A 13423-nucleotide genomic window follows, 5' to 3' on the forward strand; every position below is an offset into this window, starting at 1 on the left:
TTTATTCCTCGTCTAAGCCAGATAACCAGGTATCTTCTACGTCGTTATTCTTAATTGAATCGCTTAACCCCTGGCGATAATACATTGCAAACTGGTCTAACATTTTCAATTGCTGCATTGCTAAAAGTTGGGGCAAAGGCTTTAACTTGCTTTGACCTTGAATATCTAAAGACATCAATTTCCACGCGACCGCATCAAGTTTTTTGGTATCCCAATCTTGTGCCTCACCAGCCAATTGGACCATTTGGATTTGACCGCTATGTCCACCGCGGTAATGAAAGCCAATCACACCAGCATCAACCGCTTCTGCAGGCTCCATTCTTGACCGATTTTCGGTCATTCTAAATGCCATAGTTCGGGTAAACGCACCCAAAATGCCGTGAATAAAGCGCTTGTCGCCAATACCGGCCAGTCGGGATTCTAAATCAGTGAGTTTATCGAGGTTTCGCTCGTCAAGTTCATCAGTCGTAAGCAGGTGCTTGCGGCCTTCTTCCGTTCGCAAGTCTTGCTTTGCAATACTGACGATGGCGCTAAATCTTTCTGCGACAATACTCGCCAAGACAGGTCCGTGAGGGCTCCAAGGAAACAGTTGCTCTCTATAGTTCGACCAAAACTGCGAAATAACACTCTTAGTGCGCTGAAACTCTTCTACATGCTTTGCATTGCGGTCCAATGGAATCATTGCCCTATCAAGGAACAATGGCGTATCCATTAAAATCAGTTGGCTTGGGTTTCCTTGTTGCAACAGTCTCTCAACAAGCTGATAGGCCTGACGAATTTCCACCAAATCTAGGCGCTTTCGCTGCGCTTCAAAGTCAATATCATCTAACTCTGACACTGAATCATTGCTGCCAGTACCGACTTGATTTTGCTCGATACACATATCGACCCGTACAGCACCTGAAGCATATATATAGCCCCCTAATGCATTTTTAATACAAGAATGCGTGGCGATACCTGATACCGTTAAATCAATGACCTTGGGCCGCTCTACGCGTTTGACGAGCCCCGCACTTTTAAACAACGGCGCAACCGCAAGAACATCTCTAATTTGCTGCAACAATCGCCCGGCACTTCCCGGTAAGCGTATTTGTGATTCAACCGCCAGAGACTGTGCTAGGTTTTGTTTTCTCATCGTGTTGCATCCTTAAGCTGATCTGCATAAAGCCAGTAAGCACTGTCTTTGAGTGTTTGCATGCCCTCAATGGTTAACCCATCCTCATTTACATACCCAACCGATGATAATCGAGAGAATCCAGTTTCAACTTCGTCAGGACTAAACTGAAAAACGGGAAATGCTTGTTTAGACAGATAGGCATTCAGCTCACTCGCCGAGGTTACCTGCCACGCGTAAATACAGGCCATGATTGAGTAATCGATCGCTACTAACTGAGTTGGTTCATTGTCGGCTTCAGTTTCAATAACATCTGGTGTTCCCGCTAATCGGTCAAAAAACGCAAACCATTCCCGCACTAGCTCAGCTTCATCGATTAATGAGATTGACCATAATGGCAAACAAGTAACCGCAAACACTCCCGAGGCAGCATGATGTTTTAGGTAACGAGTATTCGCCGCAGAAGCTCCCCAAAGATGCCCCTGTGAACGCTCACTAACACCTTGTCTACCTGCGATCTGCTGGGTTACCTCTGACTCTAATAGCCGCACCAGCGGTGCATCAACAGAAGACACCGCCTCGCTGAAGCCAATCTGCCAATCGATATCCTCATCAACCAGTCCCGAGCTGTAAGGTGGCAGAAGCATTAATGTACGACCGGATTGTAGTGCCCAATCACGCCACTTTTTCTTGTCCTGAACTTCAAGCTGCTGGTAATCCTTGCCCAACATCAGTACGCAGCCCTGATGTGGCAATGTTTCAGCAGTTGGCTCTGCATCAATAAGAGAGCGTAGAAACCGGCCTCTGCGATGACTGGTCAGTGAAAGTGCTAAATAGAACACCATTACGCCCCTCCAAAGGTAATCTGGAGTTTAATGATGCCTTTTTCCACTAACTCAGCTTGCTCCCGAGAGGAGAGATTAGGATCTGATTTGCTGAGCAGCAGCGAGGAGATTTCCACCCAGCGCTCAACAGAAATAGAGGTTCCCTGCAGGGCATCTTCCGCAAACTTGTACCAATCGCGATGACGACACTCGAGCTCAATAGCCAAATCAGACAGCGATAAATTGGCAAACTCTTCATCTTTAATCGTCGAAAGCGCAGGCTTGCCTACCGCCATTAGAAGTGGCGCCACTTCGGGTCTTAGAGTCTGGTTGGCCTTTTCAATGATTTCATTTCGATAGCTTTTTACCGCAGACTCGACACTGTTCACCTTGCCCATTAGCACACCGAGCTGTGCGGTTATAGGTCTCATTAACTTCACTGGTACATCTTTAATTACCGAGAACTGCCCCGTTCTAGCGTCGGATGAGAACTTCTCTCTGAAGAGATCAACTTGCTCGTCCAGATCCAGTAATGCATCTTCGATATCACGCAATGACTCTTGATACTCAAGGATTTTTTTCGGGTGTTCAGCTTCAGGGTAGCCGACTGGCAACATGTCACCAAGCTGATGCTTGAGGGCCGAAAGCTTGTTGTCCAGTCTGCTAAAATCAGCCTTTGTATCAGCAAACATTTTAAGCAAGCTACGATAAGCCTGAACGATATAACCGTTGATATCCTCAAAGCTTCGATGACTACCACTTCGGATATCAACACCCACTTCTCTGGCAAGATCATCCAGTCGACTGGAAACCTTGTCCAATTGCAACGTACGTAAATAGAAGTTAAGCGTTTCTGTTGAACCTTGATATTCGATTCTTTGTGTTTCGGTAACCTGAGACTGCTTGATCGCCCCTTGTAGAATGTTACTAATCGTCCCCAAAGAGAGCGTAAACAATTTCACTGGAAACGGCGCTTTAGCTGCCGGTTCATCGCTAATAATCGAAACGACGTTCGCACATGCCTCATCAATTCGTTTCGCAGCAGTTTGTACAAACTGAGCAAACTGATATGCCTGTTCAATACGCGAATACAAGGAGCGAGAGTCATCTTCTAAGCGAATACGCTGTTCCAATCGCAAATCCGCGCTTGCTTCACGGGTATCTCGTACGGCACGAATATGTTTAAGCACTTGATAGCGCAGACGAAGCAATTCAGGGAACTCATCAACAACCGCAGATAGCTCTGATTTAAGGTTTGTTTCCTTATTGGTGATTTGAGCCACGAGCTTAGTCGCCGCTTCCAAATGGTTATATGCCTTCGTGGTTTCTGTCCCATGCTTGCCTTGCATTCCGGCAAACAAACCCGGGATCTTATCCTCTCCAAACACTTCTCTTAATGCTTCCACTCGCCCTTGATAGCTATCGGCACCTTTGCCATCAAACCAAGCTTTAGCAAAACCTAGCTCGCCATCTTCAATATCCGCGCGAGTAACCGGTAGCCACTTTTCTTTCTTGGCTTGGCGATCTTCTATTTTTGCCAGGTTTAGTTGGCTGCAAAGCCACATCCAATCACTGAACACCGCTTTAGCTGACAAGCCCTGACTGGCAGGAGACCACAAATACCCCCAATACCATTTCTCTTGCGCAGCATCCAGCGTCCAGGTTTTCGCTTTTTTCGGGTTGGCAATTTCCGCCAAAAAAGCAGGCACACGGGCTTGAGCTTGAGCCGGATGTTCGATATCACTAAACAGTCCTGCGTGCTCATTTGGCAGATAACCACTTTGTAAAACTTTGCCGCTCAGAGACAAACGGCTGAAGACAGCGCGTATATCGGCCGCATCAATACCGTGCTCAGGCAAAATATCATTCAAGCTATTTACCTTGTTGTCCTGAACCAGCAGCAAATGCCAAGCCTTTAAAAGCTTGTTGCGATCATCGTCATTAATGCGACCAGAGGGTTTTAGCGGCCAGGCTATTAAGCCACGCTCATTGAGCCACTGTCGCCACTCATGAATTCGACTGTAGGTATAATCACGAATGTTGTTTAAACGGTTCTTAAACTTAGAGGTAAACACCTGCTCATTGAGCTCAAAGCCCTCTTGTAAACGCAGATCAACACCAATTCGCTCAATCACATCAATTTCACTGGTGTTGAGGTAATAAAGTAAGATGTTCTCTTTCAAATCGTCGTGAACACTGCCTTTGGCGTAATCGTCCATTACCCCAATAGAGCCAGTAAACGCAACAACAGGCACACGACCAATCGCTGCATACTGGCTCGTTATTTCGTTGTTTAAGCGATTAAGTTCATCTTTACTGTCTACCCATGCAAAGGCCGCTTTCGCTTGAGGGTGCAGCTTGAGCCCTTCACAGTACTGTAGGCCCGAACTGGCGCCTCGCCCACCACCTGCTTTTGTAAACTGAATCGCTAAATCTTGCTTGTTAACAAAGGCTTCTTGGTTATAACTCCAATCTCTATCCAACAGGCGAAATAGCCCGAGCAAGCGGGTACGACGTCTTAGTAGCGGTGAACGTTCCCATTCTGCTTTGAGCGTTGACATCGCTTTTTCGTGACCATCGGCATAGCCCACTTCACGGAAAATCATTGAATTCTGTTGTTGAGAGCTATAGCGCATGTCTAAACGCAGCAACATCGCCACGCTTGGCCCGATGTGGGTTTTATCTTCATTATCAAGCTGTTGCACATCGCCAAAAAAGCGCTTCCACAAAGCATCTGCTGCAAATTCGGCAGCAGGATGACTATAGAGAAGAGTGATCAAGTGACGGAATTCTTGAATATCTAAGGGCAGCAGGAAGGTGTTTTCACTACCCGTTTCATTAATAGCGAATGTGCGTAAATTTTGACGCAGAGCTTGAAGGTTGAGGCCTTGATCAACGCTTGGATAGAACCACTCGTCGCGCTCTCGGCGGAATTTTCCGTCTTGCAATGCTTGTCGGCAATCCAACATCGACCACTCAACTTTGCGGTACAAGCTGACTATTGGCTCGTCATACTCGTTTTTAAGTGGCAGCAAAGCCAAAAGGTGTTGATGCTCTGCATCTAACGCCTTAGGGAGTTGTGAAAACAGCAAGTTTCGAGCTTGTTTAAGAAGTGCCTTATCCTCAGTCTGGATACCGTCAATCGCATTGTGGTCCAACACATGATCGGAGATCCGCCCTGAGTTTTGCAGCACTTGATCAAACAGCTCACCCACGTTGCTAAACGTTTGACCACTGCCTGCGTGCTTATCTAGCTCAACATCGATGTTTGCCATCACCACGTTGAACCAGCCAAAGTTAGCACCACTCATGGCATAAGCCGCTTCAACTAGGCCTGTAGGGTATTGATGACGTAACTTGTTGCTCTCTTGCAGCTTGGCGACATAGTCGGATACATCCGCAAACGCATTATTTTCCAGCTCGACCAGCTCAAAACGGCGTGCAGTTGATTGAATTTCACGCAGCTGCTGCCCAAGTAACGGGGAACAAAGTGCCACGTAACGCAGCCATGGCAACTTACGGCGAGGGTCTTCTTCTTTAATTGCCTTACCAATTAAACGGATGGCTTCGCCATCCAACTGACACGCATCATCCCTATCGAGGCCATAGGTGGCGGCTTCTGCGACCGTTTCTAGCTCATCAAGGACAATTAAGATGTACTGAATACCAAACTGTTGTAGGTACTGATACGCTGAATCAACCAATTGCGTAACTGTGATAGTCTCGCCGTTTTCATCTTGTGCTTGGTCGTAATACAGCACTTCATCAGAAAATGCGCGATCTAGCATTAGCCGGTTTGCGAGCTCCGACGCTTCAAAGCCAAACGGCTCAAGACGCTGCAAGGCTTGTTTGGCGATACTCGATTGAATAGAGCCATCAAACAGCTTGGTCGCCAACGGGATCAACGCTTGATATAAGCCGTAGGCAAACCAGTTATCGGTGTTTTGGAACTTAGACACAATTTGCGAGTAACGGATATACAAACCCAGATACTCATCTCGCTTGCTCTCCTCATCAAAGAGCTCCGCATTTTCTAAATCACCACTGCTGTTACGCACATACCAGCCTTTTGAGCAATCGTTGATCTGCGCAATCAGCTCATAACCCAAACGCGACTTACCTCGCCCCCACTCACCTTCAACCGCGAATACATGGGCAAATTTATCGTCTTCATGATCAATGGTTTTAATAAAGGTGCGATAACGATTAAAAAACTTACTTTGTCCGACCAAAGGATCTTTTGACGGATAATCAGATACACCTGTCGCCGCCCAATTATGCTGTTCAGTCAGCTCATCCCATACTGCCTGGGACGAAGTGTTAGCACTGTTCGTTATCATTAGAATACATCCTTCAAAAACTGGGCTGAGGTAACATTTGTACTGATTAGATGAGTCTGACTGAGGAGTGACTCTTGCTCTTGTCGCCAACGCAACGCTTGCGTGCGAATGGCCTCTCGCAGGCGTTTACCATAAAGCGCAAAGGCTCGCTGCCCTTTCATGCGGTAACAGGCGTCGGCAAACTGCGGGTTGATTTGGTAGTAATCCAGCTCACCGCTGATACCATCTCGGTGTTGCCATACCTGGCGTTTTATCAATAGCTCAATCACATCACCAAGTTGCTGATCGAGCTCTTGAGTGCTGACGGCAGCAGGGAATAACGCCATAGAGAGCTCGGCAAGTATCCGAGTTACGAACTGCGCTAAACTGCCACACAGCACCTCATCACCCTCTTTGTTTAACACCAACACCTGCACCAGGCTGGGTTTATAGCCACTTTGCCCTGCAGGGAGTTCAAGCAGTAAACCGCCTAGCCCTTCACTGGACCATATATCCTGTTCATAGGTAACTGCCGCGAGCAACAGCGCCCATGGGGAGCCAAGCACCCAATCTAGCGCTAAATCACTGCGCTTTTTCACTGCATCGAGAGGCAAGCTATCAAAACCTTGTTGATCAAAAGACTGTTGGTCATAGCTGACTGATTGGTGGCTCTCAGATGCATTAGAAGATGAGGGGGAAACCAACAGATACCGGTTGTATTTCACACTGGCTTTAGGTGCTGGTAACAAACGCCCCTTTACCCAATCAATATCGGGGCGTTGGCCTTGCAGCGCAGTTGGCGCGATCTCCGGAAGGGCTTGCCCGCGCCATAAGCACAATTGATAAGCGGTGGTTAATACCCGCGTTAAAATAGGTAGAGCACTGATACTGTCTGCTTGGGTACCCAACAGCTCACGTTCAATGGTGCTATAAGGTGTTGCACTCAAAGAAGCTTTCGCAAGAGAAGCCTCTACCCACTCGCTGGCAGCGCCAAGCTGGTGAATTCGCTCAACCAATTGCAATGGGTCACTCAGTTCAGACGCTTCTTGGCAGCGCGCCGCCATCAGGCTCAACCAAGGCTGGCGGAATCGGCTGTCACAAGCGAGCACAGCTGCCACTAGCTGTGAACTTGAACCAAGCTCGGTCACACCATCAAGTAGGCGCTGACTGACTACCCAATGTTTGCCATCATCACAGGGGTAAGCCAAGCCAGTGAGCAGCTCGCGAACGGCTTTATCTTGAATAATAGCGCAGCCACTTTCCAACAAACGCTCTAACGGCCTGACCACGCTAGCCAACAAAAAGTTTTCGCTTTGCAGTAATTCGTCACTCAAGACGTGTGATGATGGCTGTTCCATTAGGCCTCCGCCATCGTATCGTCAGCGTCAAGTGCCTGTTTGGCTTGTTCTAACAGGTCATAGAGCTGATCAATATCGTCAAACAGTGGATCACCTTCACCATCAATACCCTCAGCTGTCATACGTTCAATTAACGCGCGATCCAGTGAGTCATCGCCAGCTTCTAAAGCTTGCTGAGCGGAAACCAACTGCGATTCGGTAAGTTGTCCTTCAATGAGGTCTTCTACAAGAAGCTTTGCAGTATTAACGAGTATTGAACTTAGCGAAGTTGCTCGTGATGAAAGACGCAGCAAATCACCTAAATGCTCGTTTTCCGCAATAGCTGTAGGGATTTGAAGATTTAGTAGGTTCTCTGCAGTTACCTTAGGAACAACACTACCAGTAGTAATCCCTTTCCAATAAGGGAAATGCTCATCTAGGTATCGGCAAACTGAATCGATATCATAAGCTGCTTTCAATTTCACAACCCAAACATGGTTGTTAGCCCAGAATTTTCCTCTAGCAATATTCGCACAACCAATTGAGCCGTCTTGCGCAACAATCAAGTATTCGCCGTCAAAATTATATTCATTATGTTTATCTATGGGGCCCGACGCTCCGTAATAGGAGTACTTTCCATCGACTCTATCTTCAGACTTTATCGGATCCCCACACTTACAAATATCAATAAAGTCCCCAAACTTCATAGAATCTAAAAATGTTGCTTGGCCTTCAGAAGCTCTTGCGAACTCAGGCCCTAAAGAAATGGGAGATAATAAGGCTGAAGATACACGCCTAGGCTGTGTTCGCATTGAGGGAGCTAACGAATATTCAAATTGAGAGCTAATTGTGGCGTCCGAACTATTGACCAACTCCTTAGCCCACGCCCGCAAACGCTCTGCTTGGCGGACTTTTTCACCGATGTATTTTTGGGCGGAAGAATGACAAATTCGAACAGGTGTACACCTCACATGATCATTGACCATGTTTATCTGGCCAGTACTACCTGCGACACCCTGCTCCAATGCCCTCTCTGCATAGAAGCTACGAAGATAGGCCACTAAATAACCTTCATCAATCAAGTTGTTGGGTGACATCTTTGCAATATGTTGATTTGTTATCGGCAAGTCATCTCCGTAGTAAACGGAGACTCTCCCGATACTGCCAGCTCCGGTTAGATTAATCAGTAAATCACCTTTACCAACTTGCACTTTGGACAGATCGCTTATCTCAGAGATATCTGCCCAATCGGCTGGGCTAGTTTCGGCAATAAGATCTTGAACATTTTTTGTTTTTAAGCACGGGTAATCCCCATCATATTTAGGGTGAGGCCCAGGACTTATCACATTCGAGATAAGTGATTGCAGTGTACGCCACTCCCCCTCTTTAATTTTGTTAATTGCCTTAGTTACAGCAGGTCTATATGACTGAGCAGAAAGCAGTAAACCAATTTCGTTAGGGCTAACTCTATTTACGTGATAAGAACCTCTTAGTTTGTCTACACTCATCACTCACCCCGCTTATAAGCAGCGACGATTGGGTCTAAGTCATTACTTACACCTGCGGCATAGTCTTCAATATTGTTCTTCACCAAGTAACCTAAGGTTTCTGCAACTGCCATAAACACATCGGTTTGCGGCTCTGGCAAAAACTGCTCTGGGTGCTTTTCGCTCGCGGGGCGCTTTTGTAGATAAAGGATTGAGGTTTTAGCACCTGTACCTGAAAGTTTGAAGGTATCGGATGGTAGTGACACCACGGCTTTCACAATGGCTTTACCACCGTTAAACTCACCGGTTTTTTCATCTTTTTTGCCCATGATGTATTCACGTACATAGCGGTCACCGGAGTTACACAAGATACCGTCTGGCAATACAATCATTAAGCGGCCACCAGGTTTAAGTAGCTGCAAACAGCGATCGATAAACAGCACGGCAGGGTCAATTGAACCCCCTTTAACCGGCTTCCACTCGCCATTTTTGCTTGGTTTGCTGCCCAATGCGAGGCCAGATACCGTCGGGAACAGCTCGTACTTAGGTTTCTTGCCCGTAGACACATTACGTAAATCGGTACGGAAGCCCGCCCAAACTGGCGAACCATCTTCGTTTAACTCAAGAGGGCCTGTGTCTTGCCACTTCATCTTGGTGTAGTCGTAGTAGGCGTTGTATGAATCTACAACCTCTTCAGCTGGGCGGAACCCACCCAGCACTTGCTCCATATCCGCTTCGTACGCTTTTTTCGACTCTTTACCACGTTTATCAGATTTAAACTTAGGGGTACCAAATGGTGGGTTGGTACAGATCAAATCAAAGCTGTTTGGCTTTAGCGACGGCGTGGTTAATGAGTTACCGGTGTAGAAGATTTTTGCTTTCGGTGCACCTTGCAGTGCCATATTGACACGTGCAAGCATCACCATACGCGGCGCAGCATCGGCACCCACAAAGCCATTTTCGAGCAAGTGGTTAAATTGCTGTTCGCGCTCTTGGTCTGATAGACCCGCTACTGTGTGGAGGAAGTTTTTTACGCGGCTTAACGCCACAGAACCAAAGCCGTATGAACCACAGGTAGGATCACAGAAGCGGAACTGACCAGAGGTGATTTGCGCGACGGCATTAGTATCGTTTTCGATGTCATGGAACACCATATCCAGCATCGCGTCTTTTACTGGCTTTGGTGTTAGGTAAATGCCCAAACCACCTTTAGATTCAAAGTTCGCACGCAGGAAAACATCGAATACACGGCCCAGGAAGTCAGCCGATACATCAGCCAGTGTACCTTGGCGGGTTTCACCGGTTTTCTCATCCGTGAACGGGCCTAAGTCTTGAATCGCTTTTAACAGGGTTTCGTAGTTACGCGGCTTTTCTAAACGTAGGTGAGTTTTCGCATCAAAAATTGGATTCGCTTCACCTGCATCGTTGACGACAACATAGTCTGGGTGCAGTTTGAAATGGTCAAATGCCGCCTGAATAAGCTCAACCGCCGCATCGCCATGTTCTTTTACGTATTGATAGGTGAAGATTTCAGGCAGCTGATAAACTTGACCATTATGCTCAAAGCCAAGGTCGCTATCTTTTTTGTGATGAACGCGGAATGACTCTAGGAAAAGAATCTTCGCCACTTCTTCGATAATGTCGTTTTTGTCAGACACCTTATCTTTTACGGTTTGATAAACCTGCTCATGAAAGGCATCAAGATCGTGCATTAGGTTACGGTACACCATTGCAGACCATGCCAAGTTCTGCTCTCCACTTAAGCGTTCGTAATCACGAATAAGCTCAATACTTGGAATTTCAGGTACCGCTTGGCTAAAGCCTTTAAATTCATAGCTACGCTGGTTGTTCGCATCGGCCAAACAGATAAACGCTGGCCACTGGCTCTCGTCACCCAGCATGTCGTTTTCACCCAACAGCTCAAATACCAACGCATCTAGTGTTTCTGGCTCTGAGTAATGCCAGTTGCCCTCTGCAAGGATCAGCAACAATATTTTCGGCGTTTGGTTACCTTCAACAACACCCCATACAAGCTCTGCTTGGTAAGAGTCTTGTGTTGCCTCTAAAGGTAACGATTCACTGAATTGACGAAACTGTTTGCGAACTGACGTATAAATTGGAGCGAGTTCTGTAGCATTACTCATAATTCTTTTCCTAGTACATGCCTCTTTTCATTGAGGCTTTTCTGTTGAGCTAAGCTCAAAGGTCAAATTGGTTTACAGCAAGATAGGGTTCACTAAGCGATCTTAATAAGTGGCCCCATCATGGTTAATTTGGGATGTTCTTGCACCGCGCTTTTCAGCATGCCCTCTGTGGCGACAATGTGGCTCGGTAACTTGCTCAGGGCTAACTTGACTGGCAGTGGGCGGTTAAACTCAATGACTAAATCCAGCAAAATATCGCCTAAATTCTGGCTGCTATTATCTGCCTTATCCTTTTCTGTGGCTTGGATAAGGAAAGCACCCGTATTGGGCTCTTTTTGTACTGTTTTTTGGCAGCTAAGCCATAATGACAACTGGCTTTTTTGCCAGCCTAGCTCTTGCCAAATATGGCTTTGTTTTGACCAGATATCGTCTAGCGGTTGTGGTTGGCCCACCAGCCCCTCAAGGGTGTGCTGAAGCGCATGACGTAATTCTGAATCAGTTAACATGGCTCACCTCGTCTAAAGTTGGATGAACACTGTTATATACCTGTGCCATCTGCCCTTTTATCTGTTCCATCTCTGTCAATGCTTGGTTTTGCTTTTTCAAAATAGTGTCCAACTCACTATGCCAGCGGGTCGCTAATTCATTGGTCAGTGGTGGAAATGTCACCTTGGCGAGATCAGAGAGATTGATAAATGCTTGCACGCTGCCACTGACTAATTGAGCCAACTGCCACTTAATTAACGGCGTTTCCAACAGCAAGGCATATGCGCCTGCATGCTGCTGAAAAGACAACGTCGCCAAATGCTCACTTGCCAATGTTTCTTTGGAAGGCTTTTCGTTTAACCACAATACCTTACTCTCGATTGCAAATGTTGAGAGCAGCACATCATTTTGTTGTACCAAGCGTTTTTTCACACGAACGAGCTTGCTCGCTTCCTCGTCATTGGCGTCGACCTGGGTGAGGTTATCAGACAAACGAAAGTTCGATTTTATGTCTTTAATTCGTAGTAATTGATACTGCTCTGGTGGCGTTTGCTCAGCCTTCGGCTCAATCATCGCGAGTTGCGAAAGATACTGACCACCATTGGCAAGCAGTTGATGGCTTACTTTACTGTGCTCTGAATAACCAAAATCTAAGCGCTCGCTAAGATCCTCAGCTTTAAACCACGCTGTTTTTATTTCACTCTCATTCCACGAGATGGACGCGTTGTCTAAGAATTCCGTTAGCCACTTAGAGACTTGCTCGCGCAAGTCTCTAAGTGACATTTGGGTAAAATAGAGCCTTTCCAAACAAGAAAAATAGTACTCTGCAAGGCTGCAAAACTCGCTAGGTGTTGGCGCAAGAGGCATGTTTTTCAACTGTGACAGCCCCACGCGAACCATTTCGTCTTTTCGAATTCTGTTCTCTAGGTAGTCAACATACAGCGGTTGTTGTAAGCAGTAAGTCAGCCAGAGCGCATCGTAACGGTTTAAGCCTCTAACAATAGCCATATTCGCATCAATCGGATGCTGTCGATCAAATTCAGAAACATAAGCCGCCGATGCACTGCCCACGCGGCGAACCACCACATCAGAGGGTTTTACACAGGACTCGAATGAAAGGAGCGGCGTGAGATATTGGCCACGTTCAGGATTCAACCTCATGTCGGCGACATGCCTCATTCTGTAGTAGCGCTCTCCAGACAAAGTGTCTTCTATGTCTTTTGCTAACGCCTTTGTCTCTTTATCGACCACCTTTGGTAAGTAGTTGAGTGTTATTGGATCTCGTTTACTGGTATCTAACAGAGAGACATTAGCCATATACCACTCTGACTCTGGGCTTTCGCTAAAGCGCCACCCATCAACAAACTTCACTTTATAGTCCGTCAAATGTGGCCATTTCTTTTGCTTTGCAAGCACGGGAAGAATTGCCGCTGTCGACAGATGATAATCAGCCCGCCAATCCACCGCATCTACAAACTCTTCACTCGATATCTTTTTGATAGTTACAGCCTGCATTTCATCCCCGCTGCCCATTTCCATGCTTCGTAATCTAGTCCACAACACATCAGAAATCAACAATTGATTCTTGCGAGTGTAAAGCGATGAATGGAAAATAAAATAAAAACAACGTTGACAATCCAAAGTCACCTGCTCATTATAAATACAAGTGACTCACTATTGCGAGTCAAAAGCGAAAGTTTGAAATTGGAATA

8 protein-coding genes are annotated in these 13423 nt (G+C 46.6%); all 8 read right to left on the reverse strand.

What is annotated here, in order from left to right:
- Window position 1 precedes the first annotated feature (1 nt).
- The 8 genes from L4174_RS12855 to L4174_RS12890 all read right to left on the reverse strand — a co-directional run bounded on the left by L4174_RS12855 (window position 2) and on the right by L4174_RS12890 (window position 13352).
- Window positions 2-1135, reverse strand: coding sequence for a hypothetical protein (locus L4174_RS12855; RefSeq protein WP_248141267.1), 1134 nt, complete (start codon window positions 1133-1135; stop codon window positions 2-4).
- On the reverse strand, window positions 1132-1959 hold the full coding sequence (locus L4174_RS12860; protein ID WP_248141268.1) for a hypothetical protein: 828 nt from the start codon (window positions 1957-1959) through the stop codon (window positions 1132-1134). The genes L4174_RS12855 and L4174_RS12860 overlap by 4 nt, the downstream gene beginning before the upstream one ends.
- Window positions 1959-6278 (reverse strand): hypothetical protein, encoded by a 4320-nt coding sequence (locus tag L4174_RS12865; protein ID WP_248141269.1) that lies wholly within the window; start codon window positions 6276-6278, stop codon window positions 1959-1961. Before L4174_RS12865 ends, L4174_RS12860 begins: the two co-directional genes overlap by 1 nt.
- Window positions 6278-7615 (reverse strand): hypothetical protein, encoded by a 1338-nt coding sequence (locus L4174_RS12870; RefSeq protein WP_248141270.1) that lies wholly within the window; start codon window positions 7613-7615, stop codon window positions 6278-6280. Before L4174_RS12870 ends, L4174_RS12865 begins: the two co-directional genes overlap by 1 nt.
- On the reverse strand, window positions 7615-9102 hold the full coding sequence (locus L4174_RS12875) for a restriction endonuclease subunit S (protein ID WP_248141271.1): 1488 nt from the start codon (window positions 9100-9102) through the stop codon (window positions 7615-7617). The genes L4174_RS12870 and L4174_RS12875 overlap by 1 nt, the downstream gene beginning before the upstream one ends.
- Window positions 9102-11225, reverse strand: coding sequence for a class I SAM-dependent DNA methyltransferase (locus L4174_RS12880; RefSeq protein ID WP_248141272.1), 2124 nt, complete (start codon window positions 11223-11225; stop codon window positions 9102-9104). The genes L4174_RS12875 and L4174_RS12880 overlap by 1 nt, the downstream gene beginning before the upstream one ends.
- Before the next feature lie 92 nt (window positions 11226-11317).
- Window positions 11318-11731: a hypothetical protein gene (locus L4174_RS12885; RefSeq protein ID WP_248141273.1), complete on the reverse strand. Its 414-nt coding sequence runs from the start codon at window positions 11729-11731 to the stop codon at window positions 11318-11320.
- Entirely contained in the window at window positions 11721-13352 is a 1632-nt protein-coding gene (locus L4174_RS12890; protein ID WP_248141274.1) for a hypothetical protein, read from the reverse strand. The genes L4174_RS12885 and L4174_RS12890 overlap by 11 nt, the downstream gene beginning before the upstream one ends.
- Window positions 13353-13423: the final 71 nt, after the last annotated feature.

This window comes from Photobacterium sp. CCB-ST2H9, assembly GCF_023151555.2.
Lineage (GTDB): Bacteria > Pseudomonadota > Gammaproteobacteria > Enterobacterales > Vibrionaceae > Photobacterium.

Bases quoted from the DNA above. Each gene is read 5' to 3' on its own strand.
- L4174_RS12880 (WP_248141272.1), bottom strand. From the start codon at position 11,225: ATGAGTAATGCTACAGAACTCGCTCCAATTTATACGTCAGTTCGCAAA.
- L4174_RS12885 (WP_248141273.1), bottom strand. From the start codon at position 11,731: ATGTTAACTGATTCAGAATTACGTCATGCGCTTCAGCACACCCTTGAG.
- L4174_RS12875 (WP_248141271.1), bottom strand. From the start codon at position 9,102: ATGAGTGTAGACAAACTAAGAGGTTCTTATCACGTAAATAGAGTTAGC.
- L4174_RS12870 (WP_248141270.1), bottom strand. From the start codon at position 7,615: ATGGAACAGCCATCATCACACGTCTTGAGTGACGAATTACTGCAAAGC.
- L4174_RS12855 (WP_248141267.1), bottom strand. From the start codon at position 1,135: ATGAGAAAACAAAACCTAGCACAGTCTCTGGCGGTTGAATCACAAATA.
- L4174_RS12860 (WP_248141268.1), bottom strand. From the start codon at position 1,959: ATGGTGTTCTATTTAGCACTTTCACTGACCAGTCATCGCAGAGGCCGG.
- L4174_RS12865 (WP_248141269.1), bottom strand. From the start codon at position 6,278: ATGATAACGAACAGTGCTAACACTTCGTCCCAGGCAGTATGGGATGAG.